Source organism: Aquirufa sp. TARAVU-A1A, from assembly GCF_054558675.1.
The window spans coordinates 138,250-153,620 of record NZ_JBPXKP010000006.1; the positions used below are offsets into that span (position 1 = coordinate 138,250).

Annotated in this window: 16 protein-coding genes; 5 read left to right on the plus strand and 11 right to left on the minus strand. The window is 43.0% G+C overall.

The window, feature by feature from the left end; genetic code table 11:
- Positions 1 to 20: 20 nt before the first annotated feature.
- The 5 genes from V7S75_RS09580 (at position 21) to V7S75_RS09600 (ending at position 3,860) form a co-directional block, all read left to right on the plus strand.
- Entirely contained in the window at positions 21 to 614 is a 594-nt protein-coding gene (locus V7S75_RS09580; RefSeq protein ID WP_377976867.1) for a LemA family protein, read from the plus strand.
- 1 nt (position 615) lies between these two features.
- Positions 616 to 1,041, plus strand: coding sequence for a TPM domain-containing protein (locus tag V7S75_RS09585; protein WP_459513442.1), 426 nt, complete (start codon positions 616 to 618; stop codon positions 1,039 to 1,041).
- The gene (locus V7S75_RS09590; protein ID WP_459513444.1) at positions 1,031 to 1,777 is read left to right on the plus strand and encodes a TPM domain-containing protein; all 747 of its coding nucleotides are present in this window, start codon (positions 1,031 to 1,033) and stop codon (positions 1,775 to 1,777) included. The genes V7S75_RS09585 and V7S75_RS09590 overlap by 11 nt, the downstream gene beginning before the upstream one ends.
- A gap of 33 nt (positions 1,778 to 1,810) precedes the next feature.
- Positions 1,811 to 2,389 carry a D-sedoheptulose 7-phosphate isomerase gene (gene lpcA / locus V7S75_RS09595; RefSeq protein ID WP_459513446.1) on the plus strand — a complete coding sequence of 193 codons (579 nt, stop codon included), beginning with the start codon at positions 1,811 to 1,813 and terminating at the stop codon, positions 2,387 to 2,389.
- A gap of 235 nt (positions 2,390 to 2,624) precedes the next feature.
- Positions 2,625 to 3,860: a DEAD/DEAH box helicase gene (locus tag V7S75_RS09600; protein WP_459513447.1), complete on the plus strand. Its 1,236-nt coding sequence runs from the start codon at positions 2,625 to 2,627 to the stop codon at positions 3,858 to 3,860.
- Positions 3,861 to 3,899: 39 nt separating this feature from the next.
- Here V7S75_RS09600 and ftsA read toward each other — a convergent pair whose 3' ends face one another.
- The 11 genes from ftsA to accC all read right to left on the minus strand — a co-directional run bounded on the left by ftsA (position 3,900) and on the right by accC (position 15,356).
- Entirely contained in the window at positions 3,900 to 5,228 is a 1,329-nt protein-coding gene (gene ftsA, locus V7S75_RS09605) for a cell division protein FtsA (RefSeq protein WP_459513449.1), read from the minus strand.
- Positions 5,229 to 5,282: 54 nt separating this feature from the next.
- On the minus strand, positions 5,283 to 6,071 hold the full coding sequence (locus V7S75_RS09610) for a cell division protein FtsQ/DivIB (RefSeq protein WP_459513451.1): 789 nt from the start codon (positions 6,069 to 6,071) through the stop codon (positions 5,283 to 5,285).
- An 11-nt stretch (positions 6,072 to 6,082) separates the two neighbouring features.
- Entirely contained in the window at positions 6,083 to 7,462 is a 1,380-nt protein-coding gene (gene murC / locus V7S75_RS09615) for a UDP-N-acetylmuramate--L-alanine ligase (protein WP_459513453.1), read from the minus strand.
- Positions 7,453 to 8,553, minus strand: coding sequence for an undecaprenyldiphospho-muramoylpentapeptide beta-N-acetylglucosaminyltransferase (gene murG / locus V7S75_RS09620; protein WP_459513563.1), 1,101 nt, complete (start codon positions 8,551 to 8,553; stop codon positions 7,453 to 7,455). Before murG ends, murC begins: the two co-directional genes overlap by 10 nt.
- A gap of 11 nt (positions 8,554 to 8,564) precedes the next feature.
- A complete protein-coding gene (locus V7S75_RS09625; RefSeq protein ID WP_459513455.1) occupies positions 8,565 to 9,734 on the minus strand; it encodes an FtsW/RodA/SpoVE family cell cycle protein in 1,170 nt (389 codons plus the stop codon).
- A complete protein-coding gene (gene murD, locus V7S75_RS09630; RefSeq protein WP_459513457.1) occupies positions 9,724 to 11,055 on the minus strand; it encodes a UDP-N-acetylmuramoyl-L-alanine--D-glutamate ligase in 1,332 nt (443 codons plus the stop codon). Before murD ends, V7S75_RS09625 begins: the two co-directional genes overlap by 11 nt.
- A gap of 156 nt (positions 11,056 to 11,211) precedes the next feature.
- Complete coding sequence (gene tsf, locus V7S75_RS09635) at positions 11,212 to 12,045, minus strand: translation elongation factor Ts (RefSeq protein WP_459513459.1); 834 nt, start codon at positions 12,043 to 12,045, stop codon at positions 11,212 to 11,214.
- A 14-nt stretch (positions 12,046 to 12,059) separates the two neighbouring features.
- A complete protein-coding gene (gene rpsB, locus V7S75_RS09640; protein ID WP_315577073.1) occupies positions 12,060 to 12,872 on the minus strand; it encodes a 30S ribosomal protein S2 in 813 nt (270 codons plus the stop codon).
- Between the two features lie 78 nt (positions 12,873 to 12,950).
- Positions 12,951 to 13,340, minus strand: a complete 390-nt coding sequence (gene rpsI / locus V7S75_RS09645) for a 30S ribosomal protein S9 (RefSeq protein WP_315577074.1) — start codon at positions 13,338 to 13,340, stop codon at positions 12,951 to 12,953.
- Between the two features lie 11 nt (positions 13,341 to 13,351).
- Positions 13,352 to 13,795: a 50S ribosomal protein L13 gene (rplM, locus tag V7S75_RS09650; RefSeq protein ID WP_315577075.1), complete on the minus strand. Its 444-nt coding sequence runs from the start codon at positions 13,793 to 13,795 to the stop codon at positions 13,352 to 13,354.
- A gap of 217 nt (positions 13,796 to 14,012) precedes the next feature.
- Positions 14,013 to 15,356: an acetyl-CoA carboxylase biotin carboxylase subunit gene (accC, locus tag V7S75_RS09655; RefSeq protein ID WP_459513461.1), complete on the minus strand. Its 1,344-nt coding sequence runs from the start codon at positions 15,354 to 15,356 to the stop codon at positions 14,013 to 14,015.
- Positions 15,357 to 15,371 lie beyond the last annotated feature (15 nt).

Sequence of the window (15,371 nt, forward strand, 5' to 3'; positions counted from 1 at the left end):
AACCTTTAATTTTTTAAACGATGAACAAGAAAATTTGGATTGTATTAGGCGTAATTGCTTTGGTTATTTTTTGGGGTGTAGGTGCGCGTAATAGTATGGCGACGAGTGACCAGGAGGTGAAGGCCTCATGGGCAAATGTGCAAAGTGCTTATCAGCGTCGTGCGGATTTGATCCCTAATTTGGTAAAAACCGTTCAGGGGGTTGCGAATTTCGAGAAATCTACCTTGACAGCTGTAATTGAGGCGCGTGCTTCTGCAACACAAATGAAATTAGATGCAAAGGATTTAAGTCCTGAGAATATGCAAAAATACCAAGCGGCACAATCTTCCTTAGGAGGCGCATTATCCCGTTTGATGGTGGTGGCTGAAAACTATCCGCAATTGAAAGCAACAGAGAATTTCTCTGAGCTACAAGCGCAATTGGAAGGAACAGAAAACCGTATCAAAGAAGAGCGTGATCGTTTTAATGATTCGGTCAAAGGATATAATTCCTTAATCGTTACATTCCCGAATAGTTTAATCGCATCGTTCTCTGGTTTTACAGAGAAAGGTTTCTTCCAAGCGGAGGCAGGTTCTGAGAAAGCACCTGAGGTTAATTTTGACGAAAAAAAATAAGATGCAATTAAGCGCGGCACACGAGGCGGAAATTATTCAAGCGATCCAGGAGGCAGAAAAAAAGACTTCTGGGGAAATTCGTGTACACGTGGAAAGTCATTGTGAAGGGCACCCGATCGAGCGATCGAAGGTGCTCTTTTTTCAATTAGGGATGCAAAAAACAGATTTGCAAAATGGGGTATTGGTTTATTTAGCCGTGAAGGATCGTAAATTTTCGATCATCGGGGATAAGGGGATTGATGCCAATGTGCCACTTGAATTTTGGGAAACCATTCGGGATGAGATGCGCCCTTTATTAGCGAAGGAAGAATTCGGTGCCGGACTCGCCTTAGGCGTTCGTCGGATCGGAGAGGCCTTAGCAATTTATTTTCCGTACCAGCGGGATGATGTGAATGAATTATCGGATGAGTTGTCGTATGGGGAATAGCTTCAGGTTAATTATTGGATTTTTATTGCTTTCTTTGACCCTCTGTGGGCAGGATATTCCTGCAAAGCCCAACGGGTATTTGTTGGATCAAGCCGGCTTGTTGCAGGCGAATGAAGCCCAACAATTGGAGCAGAAATTACGTGGCTATGCGGATTCTACATCGACACAATTTTCGATTGTTTTAGTTTCTACCACGGGAGATGCTGATCCTTACGATTATGCCATGGCGATTGGTAAGGGTTGGGGTGTAGGCCAAAAAGGAAAGAACAACGGTGTTGTGATTTTGGTATCCATGGACAATCGGAAAATTCGGATTGTCACAGGGCGTGGGATCGAGGATGTATTGCCAGATGCGATTTGCAAACGAATCATCAATCGAATTCTGAAACCGTATTTCAAACGTGGCGATTATTACAATGGTTTGGATGCCGCCACGACAGAAATGATGCAGCGGGCCAGTGGGCAATTCCAGTCGGAAGGTTCTGATGAGCCATCCGGAATTCCGGTGTTTATTATTGTCTTCTTGATCATTATCATCATTAATATTATTCGTGCCATCAAAAATAAGGGTGGAGGATCTGGCCCAGGATCGCGAGGAGGCGGCATGTTTTTTCCTCCAATATTCTTAGGTGGCGGTGGATATGACCGGGGTGGATCTTCGGGCGGTGGAGGCTTTGATTTTGGCGGTTTTGGTGGTGGCGATTTTGGTGGAGGCGGAGCCGGTGGGGATTTTTAAATTATGCGTATCTTTACGCAAAATTAAACGCAGTTGAAAGATATCATTCAAGCCAATCTTCAGGAAGCCCAACAGGTTTTAGATCAGTTTTTTAGCAATCCAGCTAAAATAGAATCCATCGAAAAAGCAGCTAATTGTTTAGTGGGTGCGCTCCAACAAGGCAAAAAAATCATTGCCTGTGGAAATGGTGGAAGCCATTGCGATGCGATGCATTTCGCGGAAGAATTATCCGGACGTTACCGGGAAAACCGTCCAGCATTGGCTGCGATGGCGATTTCTGACCCATCACACATTTCCTGTGTGAGTAATGATTTTGGCTATAATTATGTCTTTTCACGCTTTATTGAGGGCTTAGGAAATGCGGGGGATGTCCTATTTGGTATATCAACGAGTGGGAATTCGGCCAATATTATTGAGGCGGTGAAAGCTGCTCAGGCGAAAGGAATGTCGGTTGTTTTATTGACAGGCAAAGACGGTGGCCAATTAGCAGCTTTCGACCATGTTTTCGAAGTACGCGTTGATCATTTCGGTTATGCCGACCGGATTCAAGAGATTCATATCAAGGTGATTCATATTCTGATTCAGTTGATAGAGAGGGAGATGGGGTATTAGACGTTGGACTTTAGACGTTAGACGTTAGAAGTATTAATTTTTATATGATTTTACATATTGGACGTTGGGCATTAGTCGTTTGACGTTAGAAGTATTAATTTTTATGATTTTACATGTTAAACCTGGTCTAGCGGCCAACGTCTAATGTCTAACGTCTAATTTATTCATATGATTTTACATGTTGAACCTGGTCTAATGACCAAAGTCCAACGTCTAAAGTCTTAACAAAAACATTTTGACATTCAGAGAACTAGGCTTAGCCGAAAAATTATTAGAGGGGATCGAATCCATGGGCTATAAGACGGCCACACCTGTACAAGAGCAGGTGATGAAGCCAATTTTAGCCGGACGCGATGTTCTAGCATCGGCTCAGACTGGTACGGGAAAAACGGCGGCGTTTTTGTTGCCGATTATACATAAACTATTGACGGAAGAACATTCCGAAAATCACATTAATGCATTGATCATTGTCCCTACCCGTGAACTAGCTGTTCAAATTGCTGGGAACATGGAAGGTTTAGGCTATTTTACCAATGTGAGTTGCATGCCCGTATATGGCGGAGGTGATGGAAATTCCTTTACAACGGAAAAGACGGCATTAACTTCTGGGGTTGAATTGGTTGTTTGCACACCAGGTCGCATGATTGCCCATTTGAATATGGGTTATGTCGACTTGAAGCATGTGAAGTATTTGGTTTTGGATGAGGCGGATCGCATGTTGGACATGGGTTTCCACGACGATCTGATGAAGATTACGGGATATTTACCCAAGGAGCGTCAAAACCTTTTATTCTCTGCGACGATGCCACCCAAAATGCGAGACCTCGCTCGTAAATTAATGCAAGACCCTGTCGAAGTAACGATCGCGGTTTCTAAACCCCCTGAGGCCATCGTACAAGAGGCTTTTGTGGTGTATGAAAAGCAAAAAAGTGCGTTGGTTAAACATTTATTGAAGCGCCAAGATTATACCCGCGTCATTGTATTCTGTTCTCGGAAGCAGAATGTAAAATCCTTAACCTCTGATTTGAAACGTGCACGATTCTCGGTAGAAGAAATTCATTCCGATTTGGAACAAGACGTACGCGAGCAGGTATTGCAAGATTTTCGGAATAAGAAGACTAAAATCTTGGTGGCTACCGATATTTTGAGTCGGGGAATTGACATCGATGAAATCGAATTAGTTATCAATTATGATGTTCCGAACGACGGCGAGGATTATATCCACCGGATTGGTCGGACGGCACGTGCCCAAACGAAAGGAACAGCATATACCTTAATTACCGAAGCGGAGCAGCGTAAATTCGCAGCAATCGAACGTTTATTGGAAAAGGAAGTAACAAAATCTCCCGTGCCAGAAGAATTTGGCGAAACGCCTGCCTACAATCCTGGCGAGGCGAAGGTATTCAAGCCAGGAGGTGGTGGATTTAAAGGGAAGAAAAAGGTCTGGAAGAAAAGACCTCCCAAAGCATAACAAAAAAGGCGCTATCACTAGCGCCTTTTTTTATGTCGATTAATAGCTTCCGCCATCGTCCCCTTCGGTACCCACTAGGGAGTCTACCAAACGGCCAAAGATGTCCTTGATGCTCGGAGGTTTCGGCTTCGTTCTATCGGGTGGACTTGGCTGTGAAGATGGGATGTTAGGTACTTCTTCCGTGCTTTCTTCAGCAGCATTAATTTGATCAAAATATACTTGCACTAACCCAATCGATGTGGCGAATGCAGGGTCTTTAATGTCTGTTGTTAAGCCAAATGCAGCCGTTGCGTCAGGTAAACCAATGCGTGTTTCTAAGCCTGTCACTTTTTGGAACAAATCATCGAGATCAGGTAATTGAGCTCCACCACCACAAAGGACAATACCTCCACGTAAGAGTTGGGCTTGCGTTGTTTTTTGGATTTCAGCCATGACGATTGCTGCTAATTCCTTCATGCGCTCCTCAATGATGATCGCAACGTTTTTAACCGAAATGGGTGTTGGTTTTCTTCCTGCAATACCTGGAATCAACACAACTTCATTTAAATCGATCAAACGATGTAGGGCCGTCCCAAATCGTGTTTTCAAGGCCTCTGCATGTTCAGAAGTTATGTCTAAACCTAGGCGTAAATCTTCTGTGATGCGATCGCCACCCCAGTTTAATACAGTCGCATGTTTTAAGCGTTTGTTTTGGTAGATGCTAATTTCCGTAGTACCACTACCGATGTCTACTAAAACGACACCTTGTTGCTTTTCATCAGCATTTAATACGGAGCTTGAACTCGCTAATGGGCTGAAATATAAATTTCCCCCTTTGATATGATCTGATTCGGCAGATTTTAAGGTACGGCTAAATAGTTCAAATTTGTCCAATTGGGCCGTGATGACCATGAAATTGCCTTGAATCGTAGCGCCAATTTGGCCAATCGGTTCCAGCGTTTCGGGTAAATTCCCCACTTTAAACCCTATTGGGAGCGTATGTAACACGCAGGGATTTTTCTCTGCGACATTCTTTTTCGCTTCTTCAGTGATATCAAGAATATCCTTAACCGTTACCGGATCGGATGCGTTTTTGCGCGTTTTCGAGATCGTAAAAGGCGTTACCTTGATGTGACTTCCTGATAAATTCGAAGAGAAATAATATTCTTTTGACTTGCCAGGTAGTGCCTGCGCAATTTGATTAATGGCGTCAGCAATCGCCATTGATGTCTTATTGATGTTAACGATTTCCCCGTGTAAAATATACCCGGATGTACTTGAAGATCCAGTAGCGACGATTTCCAACGTACCATTTGCTGTTTGCTTACCGGCTACAGCGCGTACAGATGAACTACCAATATCTAGACCAATGATTAAATCGTTTCGCATATAAAATAAGAACTGAAATTATGTTGAATTCTACTAAAATATAAAATTAGGCAATTAATCACAAATTACCTGATTCTTATATTTCAGGTGTACCCAATGGTATGTATTCCACCCTTTATTGGGGATAATTTTCTTGTAAAACAAAGCTAGTTTTTTGAATTTAGTCTCAATTTTAATAGGTAAACCAAAGTCTATATACGTTTGTCCCATAGCAGGGATAAGTACGACTCCGCCATCCGCCGCAACGATGACTTGCGTTATCTGAGCACGCCAGAAATCATCGTTATTGATGAATTCAAATAAGGGTATTAAGGTCTTGCCTCTTTCGTCCAATAAGTCTTTGCGTTTGCCTGTAAAAAAGGGACCCGAAGCAATCAGCACGCGCGGCGTAAACAAGGAACTTGTCCCAATGAATTTTCCCTCATGCGTGACATATTGATCCTTGTAATTAGACTCACCCGACGTAAAATGCAGAATACGTGCAATGGGGCGATATTCTTTGACAGAAACAATAATTTTTCCACTGAAATCGTGATGCGCCTCACAAGATTTAACAAGCGGAATCTTCTTCACGCGTTGTTCAATTTTGTGTAAGGAAATTTCATCTAAAGGCTTGTCGACAAAATAATCAGTTCCCTGATTCGTGACCATGACGTTGATGTCTTGCTTGCTTAAAAGTGGGCGTTCGTTCTCAGAATCTAATTTGATGACGATTCCCGTACATTTGATTTCGCGGTAATTCATCTCAGCGAATATGATTGCGCCAATGGCCAAGCCAGCTAATATCACCAGGGTGATTAGCTTTTTGACACGCGCGAAATCAATTCGAATTTTCTGATTCATGATAAAATATCCTACGAAGTTACGGCCATTTTTAAATCATTCAAAAGCAAGTCGATATCTCCAGCACCCATTGTCACCAAAAGTTTCGGCTTGTCGTGTTTCATACGCTCAATAAATGCTGATTTGCTAATTACTTGCTTGTTTTGGCTTGGGATTTTTTTCAATAATAAATTCGAATCAATGCCTGGAATTGGTAATTCTCTGGCCGGATAAATATCCAACAAATAAATTTCGTCAGCCAATCCTAAGCTTTCTCCGAAATCGGCTAGAAAATCACGGGTTCTCGAAAATAAGTGTGGTTGAAATACGGCGACCAATTTTTCATTGGGATACAAAGCCTTCACCGACTTCAAACAAGCCGTAATTTCCGTAGGATGGTGTGCATAGTCGTCGATCAGCACATGTTCAGGCGTTTCTACGTGGTACTCAAAGCGGCGTTTAACGCCTTTAAAGCTCGCGATACCCGCTTTTACTTCCTCCGCTGTAAGTCCGTGGTACATGGCCAAAGCTGCCGCAGCCAAGGCATTTTCAATGTTATGAAATCCTGGAATGCGCATTGGAATATCGCTGATGCTTCCGCCAGGATATAGCATATCAAATACCATGCGGTGATTTTCAATGCGAATATTTTTCGCTTGATAATCTCCTTGCTCGATTCCAAAAGTCTTTGAATCTGCAGGGCCTTTTAAATTTAGTCCCGCTTTTTGAATGAAAAAGCCGCCGGGCTTAATTTGGTCAACAAATAATTGGAATGATTCCAACACTTGTTCTGCCGCACCATAAATATCCAAATGATCCGCATCGGTTGAAGTTACAACTGCTGCTTGTGGATACAAGGTCAAAAAAGAACGATCGTATTCATCTGCTTCCACAACGGATACGATATTTTCTTGCCCTTTATTTGGGATGAAATTTGTCCCATAGTTTTGGGTAATTCCTCCTAAAAATGCCGTGACATTTTTATGCGCGTGAACCAATAAATGGGTCAATAGAGAAGATGTAGTCGTTTTTCCATGTGTTCCTGCGACCGCCAGAGTTGGGATTTGTTCGGTCATCCATCCGAGAATCTGCGAACGTTTCCATAAGGTAATTCCCTGGCCCAACAAGTAGTTTTTCTCAATGTGATCAGCTGGGATTGCCGGTGTGTAAATGAACAAGCATGCCGCTGGGTTTTCTAGACAAATCGCGGGTATCAAAGAAACATCATCGCTGTAATGAATGTCCATGCCTTCCTCAACAAGCGTTTTTGTCAGGGGGCTTTCTGTTTTATCATAGCCAGCCACGGGAAATCCATTTTGCAGGAACCAACGCGCGAGCGCCGACATACCAATCCCGCCAATTCCTAAAAAGTACACTTGTTTCAGCTCAGCTAATTTGATATCTATGCGCATGTGGAATTCTTTAGAATGGTTTCTGCAATTTCTTGGGCTGCCTTGGGTTTTCCCATGCCAAAACTATTTTCAGCTAGGGTAGCTAATAGGTTTTTGTCTGCTAATGTTTTAAGCGCGGTAGGAACTAGGTTTTCCTTCGCTTGGGCATCCAGCACTAATATGGCTGCATTTTCTTGCACGAGGCTTTTCGCATTTTCTGTTTGGTGGTCTTCCGCCGCATTTGGGAATGGGACCAAAACGCTTGGTTTTCCTGCCAAACAAATTTCTGAAACGGATAAAGCTCCCGCACGGGATACGACTAAGTCGGCCATGGCATACGCCAAATCCATTTCGTAAATAAATGCCGAGACATACGATGGCAGTGCTGGGAATTTCTCGCAGGCTGCTTTGGCCTCCGACTCAAAACTAACACCCGTTTGCCAAACGATTTGCACATCCGATGCTGCCAATGCCTCAAGTCCATGTAAAATCGCTTGATTGATGCTGCGCGCGCCTTGGCTTCCGCCAATGATTAAGATAGTGGGTTTATCTGGGGATAAACCGAATTGTTTAGCCGCCACCGCTTTCTTACCAGAAATATCGATTAAATCTTTCCGAACGGGATTACCTGAAAGGATTAATTTAGATGGGCTGAAAAATTTCTCCATGCCTGGGTAGGCAACAAATATTTGCTTGGCTTTTGAGCTCAAGGCCTTATTGGTAATTCCCGCATAGGAATTTTGCTCTTGGATATAAAATGGGACTCCTTTGGCCCAAGCTGCTAATAACATCGGTCCAGAAGCATAGCCTCCTACGCCGATAGCTACATCGGGTTTAAAATCAGCTAATATTTGGAATGCTTTTAAAAGGCTTTTGGCCAATTTTACAGGAAATAATAGGTTTTTCAGAAGATGTGCGCGGTTGATGCCGACGATCGGTAGGCCGATAATCTTGAAACCTGCTTTGGGAACTTTTTCCATTTCCATTTTGCCTTCCGCACCTACGAATAAGAATTCGATCGCTGGATCAATTTCTTTTAAAGCAGATGCAATGGCGATAGCCGGGTAGATGTGACCTCCTGTTCCTCCTCCTGAAATAATAACGCGTTTGATACTCAAAGTAATTAAATTTTAGTTTCCATTTCCTTGTCGCGGCTGATGGATAAAATAAGTCCGATGCTGATTGCTGTAAATACCAATGAAGTTCCACCCGCGGAAATCATGGGCAAAGGCTGGCCCGTTACCGGTCCTGCTCCTACGGCAACCAACATATTAATGAAGGCCTGAATAACGATTGAAAATGTTAATCCTGCGGAAAGCAATCCACCGAGGGGCTTGCCACTGTATCGAATCACAGATGAACCTCGCCACATAAACCAGAGGAAAAACAGTGGGATGAGGATTCCCATAAATAATCCATATTCTTCCAAGATTATCGCGTAAATAAAATCGGATTCAGCTTGAGATAAAAGATAACGATATTGACTATTTCCAGGTCCTTTGGGAATTAGAGCACCCGTGGAAATCGCATATTTACTTAAGTTGATTTGGTAGTTTTCATCGCTCTTATTCATCTCCTTCAACTTCGATTTATCGTGTTCGCTGACACGCGTAATGAAGGTAGCGATACGAGAACGAACCGTTGCGGCACGCTGGCCAATTCCCAAGGAAACCACCATGACGGCAAGAAAGGCTACGATTCCTACAATACCGCTGATGTATTTGATGGGTACCCGACCAAAAAACATCAAGACAATACTCGTCATAAAAATCAAGATACTTGTCGAGAAATTCGACAGCATGATTAGGAAACAGGTAACACCAATCAAGATCAGAATCACGATAGCCGTTGCAATGTTGTATTGACTTTGGTCTGCTTGTCGGGTCGAAAAAATCTTCGCCAAACTAGCCGTGAGGCATAATTTCGCCATATCCGAAGGCATGAACGACACAAAACCCAAGTTAATCCAGCGACTGGCGCCCCCTTTGCTTTCTCCGAAGAAATAGGCAAACAGGATTAGTGCCCAGGACAGGAAGAGAAAGATATTGCTGAATCGGGTGATTTTGATGTAATTCTGGCGCGATATCCATGACATCAGGTAGAATGATGCGATGAGAATCCCGATGGTTTTCACGATGGAAGTTAAGGGTTCAAAGGGGCCACTCATGGTCATCCGACTTTTCGTTGAAAATTGAATCAACAAACCGAAGATGTTCAAGAGTAGGACGATGAACCAGATTTGGTAATCGCCCACTAAGTGTTCTTTGATGTATTTAGTGATTTTAGCTTCCATGGGTCAATTTTTTGACAGTAGCCTTGAATTGGTCACCGCGGTCTTCGTAATTTTTGAATAAGTCGAAACTTGCACAAGCGGGAGAGAGGAGAACAATGTCCCCTTCTTTAGCCCAATCCATGGCTTGTTGAACGGCAGCTTCAAGTTTGTCGGTTTGGTTAAAATGCGACAGCATTAGTCCAAAATGATTTTCTAATTTGCTGTTATCCGTTCCCAGGCAAATCATTCCTTTCACTTTCTCTTTCACGAGCGTATCTAAGACTTCGTATTCATTGCCTTTGTCTACACCTCCTATGATCAGGATGATGGGCTGATTAAAGCTGTTTAAGGCATAGTAAACAGCATCTACATTCGTTGCCTTGGAATCATTGATGAAGCGCACACCATTCCATTCCCCGCAAGGTTCTAGGCGGTGGGGCGCATTTTGGAATGTGGGTAAGTTCTTGATAATCGCCTCCCAGCTCACTCCAGCTGCTGTAGCTGCGAGAATAGCTGCCGACATGTTCATGGCATTGTGTGGGCCTTGAATCGGAGCTGTCGCACGAAGTATTCGACCCTTCTCGAAAATAATTTCAACTTCGGTGATGGTCGCGCTTCCTGTAGCTGGCGCAAAATGAATTTCTTGTTTCTGCGTGCTGGCAGGAATTAAGTTCTTGTATTGTTGGATTACTTCATCATCCCCCCAATAGATGCAAGTTGTTGCTGCTTTCGCATTTTGAAAAATACGGAACTTGGAGTGGATATAGTTTTCAAATTTATATTCGTAGCGATCGAGGTGATCGGGGGTAATGTTAACCAATACGGCAATATCGGGCGCAAATTGAAAGCACCGGTCAAGCTGGAAGCTAGAAATTTCCAAAACATACCAGTCGAAGGACTTTTCCAATACTTGTTTGGCAAAGCTTTGGCCTATGTTCCCAGCCAGTCCTACATGGTATCCGGCTTCTTTTAGTAGGTGATAGGTGAGGAGGGTAGTTGTTGTTTTTCCGTTACTTCCTGTAATGGCAATAATTTTCGCATTGGTATAGCGTGCAGCATATTCGATTTCAGAAACGAGGGATATTCCTTGTTTTTTGATGGCTTGAACAATCGCAGATTTTTCTGGAATACCTGGGCTGATGATAATTTCATCGGCTTGCAAAATACGCTCGAGGGTATGTTGGCCTGACTCGAAGGGTATTTGATGTTGGCTTAATTCCGACTGATAAGCGGCCTTGAGTTCACCTTGGTCGGAGAGAAAGACTTGATGTCCTTGGGCTTGCGCTAATAAGGCAGCGCCTACACCACTTTCACCTCCACCTAATATCACAATCTGGGCCATTGCAGCTTATTTTGTTCGAAAATGTTAAAACTAAATTTTACCACAATTTAGAAAATTGTCCCGATTAATTCAAGCGGCGAGGGGGCAGGTGGGGATAATTTAGCCAACAAAAAAAGGTCAGCTGTTGGGCTGACCTTTTTAATACTTAATTAGGGATTAGACTAAAGCAATACGCTTGAAAGAAGCGATTGTTAATCCTTTTTGAGCCGACTCAACATATTGACGAATCGTGATCGAAGAATCCTTAACGAACTGTTGGTTCAATAAAGTTTGCTCTTTGTAGAACTTCTCTAATTTACCTACAGCGATTTTTTCTAGCATAGCTTCTGGCTTGCCTTCTTGACGAGCTTGATCTTTTCCGATCTCGATTTCACGCTCGATCGTTTCAGCATCAACACCGTCTTTGTCTAAAGCAACGGGTTTCATCGCAGTGATTTGCATCGCGATGTCCTTGCCTACTTCAGCCACATCAAATCCTTGTACATTTTCGAATGCTACTAATACACCGATTTTGTTATTTGAGTGGATGTAAGATACAACTTTTTCCGCTGTGATATTCTCGTAAGCAGCTAACGTGATTTTCTCACCAATTTTACCAGTAAGCTCGATGATGTGTCCTTCTACCGAACGGCCATCAGCTAAAGGCTCAGCTAATAAATCATGTGCAGATGGAGCGTGTGATTTCACGGCAGCATCTAAGATGTTTTTAGCTAAGTTGTTGAAATCTTCAACTTTAGAAACGGGCTCAGTTTCACAAGCAAGGGCAATTAATTTACCGTTTGAGTGATCTGCGTTCATTGCGATTAACACGACACCTTCGTTGGTTTCGTTGTCAGCGCGTTTTGCTGCTACTTTTTGACCTGCTTTGCGAAGGATATCGACTGCAGCTTCGAAGTCACCATTGGCTTCAGTCAAAGCTTTCTTGCAATCCATCATCCCAGCGCCAGTCATTTGGCGTAATTTATTAACGTCTGCGGCTGTAATTGACATAATATGAATATTGTTTATTCTTGTTCTGCTTCTTTTTCGTACTTAGCGGCTACCTTAGCAGCTTCTTGAGCATCTGTTGCGTCTACCGCACGTTTTGCTTCTTCCTCTTCAGCGATACGCGCATCGTCTTTATCTTGCTTACGCTCAGATAAACCTTCTTCGATTGCTTTGCTGATTGCTTTTACGATAATAGCGATTGATTTGTACGCATCATCATTAGCAGGGATAGGGAAGTCTACTAATTCAGGATTCGAGTTTGTATCACACATAGCGAAAACGGGGATACCCAATTTCTTAGCTTCAGATACAGCGATGTGCTCACGCTTCACGTCAATCACGAACAATGCCGCTGGTAGACGAGTCAAGTCGGTGATACCACCTAACACACGCTTTAATTTCTCCTCCTCACGAGTCATCATTAAACGCTCACGTTTCGCAAGGGTTTTAACAATAACTTCGTCTTTTAACATCTTGTCGATGCTTGACATTTTCTTGATGGACTTACGTACAGTCGCGAAGTTTGTCAACATACCACCTAACCAACGGTCAGTTACGTATGGCATCTTTAATTTATCTGCTTCAGCAGTTACTACTTCTTGCGCTTGTTTTTTAGTCGCAACGAACATGATCTTGCGACCAGAACGAACGATAGCACGCATTGCTTGCGAAGCTTCTTCAAGGCTAGAAATTGTTTTGTTAAGATCAATGATGTGGATACCATTTTTCTCCATAAAGATGTATGGAGCCATTTTTGGATCCCACTTACGTGTCAAGTGACCGAAGTGAACGCCTGCGTCAAGCAAGTCGTTGTAGCTTAATTGTGCCATTTTGGTTGTTTAAGAATGTGAATAATAAAAAAGTGGAAAAGGCATCGGCAACAGACAAGCCTTTTCCACGGACCCTTTTTAACGCTTAGAGAACTGGAATCTCTTACGAGCTTTCGCACGTCCTGGTTTCTTACGCTCAACCATACGAGGGTCACGCGTTAAGAATCCTTCTTTTTTCAAAGGAGAACGTAATTCTGCATCTTGCGTTTGAAGTGCACGTGAAATTGCTAAACGAAGCGCTTCAGCTTGTCCTTTGATACCACCGCCATCTACGTTAGCTGTTACATCAAATGAACCTACTGTGTTCGTTAAAGCGAATGGCTGATTGACAACAATCTGAAGAATTTCAGATGGGAAGTAATCAGTCAATGTACGGCCATTAATTTTGATTTGGCCTTTACCAGGAGTCATGGAAATACGAGCAATAGCTGTCTTTCTTCTTCCGATTTTACTTGTTATTTCTGCCATTGTAATGTCCGTTAAAACTTGATTTCTTTAGGTTGTTGTGCTGCATGTGGATGCTCAGATCCTGCATATACAAATAAGTTGTTGAATAAAGCACGTCCTAAACGATTTTTAGGCAACATACCTTTTACGGCTGCTTCGACAACACCTCTTGGGTTTTTAGCTAAAACCTCACGTGGTGTAGCAAAACGTTGACCACCTGGATACCCCGTGTGACGGATGTAAACCTTGTCAGTCATTTTCTTACCTGTCAAACGAACTTTGTCCGCGTTGATGACGATCACTTGATCTCCACAATCTACGTGCGGTGTGTATGAAGCCTTGTGCTTACCACGAATGATTTTCGCGATTTCAGAGCAAAGACGACCTAAAATTTGGTTTTCTGCGTCTACTACCACCCAGTCCTTTTGAACTGTAGCTTTATTGGCAGAGATCGTTTTGTAACTTAAAGTATCCACTATTAATAATGTTTAACTGTTGAATCATTTCCACCAAGACCACGGAATTTGTCCTAAGGATTTGATTATGACCTATTTTATCTTTCAAACGGGCATTCAATCGAAAAATGGGAGTGCAAATTTAGAAAATCAAGAACTAATATGCAATACCTAATGGAAAATATTTGCCAATAAAAAAGGAGGCCTAGGCCTCCTTCCTTTAAACACACTTTTTATCCTAAATTCCCGACATATCAAATGTCTCCATGAAGGCCGTTGTGAACTTACCTGATTGAAAACCAGGGTCATCCATCAATTTAATATGGAATGGAATCGTTGTTTTTACACCTTCAATTACGAATTCTTGGAGCGCGCGCTTCATACGAAGTAATACCTCTTCGCGGCTTTGTCCACTTACGATTACTTTCGCAATCATTGAATCGTAATTTGGCGGGATTGTATATCCTGAATAAACGTGGGAGTCAATTCTGACACCGTGTCCACCAGGAAGGTGTAAGTTGGTAATTTTACCCGGTGATGGACGGAATCCATGTGCTGGATCCTCCGCGTTAATCCGACACTCTAAGGCATATAATTTCGGGAAGTAGTTTTGGCCTGAAATAGGGATGCCAGCTGCTACTTTAATTTGCTCCTTGATCAAATCGAAATCCGTTACTTCTTCGGTAATCGGATGCTCCACTTGAATACGTGTATTCATTTCCATGAAGTAGAAGTCTCCGTTTTTGTCTACCAAAAACTCAATCGTTCCAGCTCCTTCATAGCCAATCGCCGTTGCGCCAGCAATTGCCGCTTCGCCCATTTTCTTACGAAGCTCGTCGGTCAATGCCGGTGAAGGTGTTTCCTCGCACAATTTTTGGTGACGACGTTGGATTGAACAATCACGCTCAGAAAGGTGACATACTTTACCAAATTTATCACCTACGACTTGGATCTCAATATGACGTGGCTCTTCCACGAATTTCTCCATGTACATGCCATCGTTTCCAAATGCCGCTGCTGCTTCCATTTTGGCATCATCCCATAATTTACGGAATTCTGATTCCTCACGGATGATCCGCATACCACGTCCTCCACCGCCGGCAGTTGCCTTGATGATAACAGGATATACAATTGTTTTAGCTAATTCAATGGCTTCTTCAACCGTGTCAAGCAAACCGTCTGAACCCGGGATAACAGGAACGCCTGCTTTCTTCATGGTATCTTTGGCAGTAGCTTTGTCACCCATTTGGTTGATCATCTCGGCTGAAGCACCAATAAATTTGATGCTGTGTTCGGCACAAATGCGTGAAAATTCCGCATTTTCTGATAGGAAACCGTAACCTGGGTGGATTGCATCCGCACCGGTTACTTCTGCCGCTGAAATTAACGCTGGAATGCTCAAATAAGAATCACGGCTTGGCGGCGGTCCGATACAAACGGCCTCGTCCGCAAAGCGCACGTGTAAACTTTCCCGATCAGCTGTTGAGTAAACAGCAACCGTTTTTATTCCCATTTCCTTGCAAGTACGGATGATGCGCAAGGCGATCTCTCCACGGTTTGCAATTAGTATTTTTTTAAACATAGTAATTGATTTGTC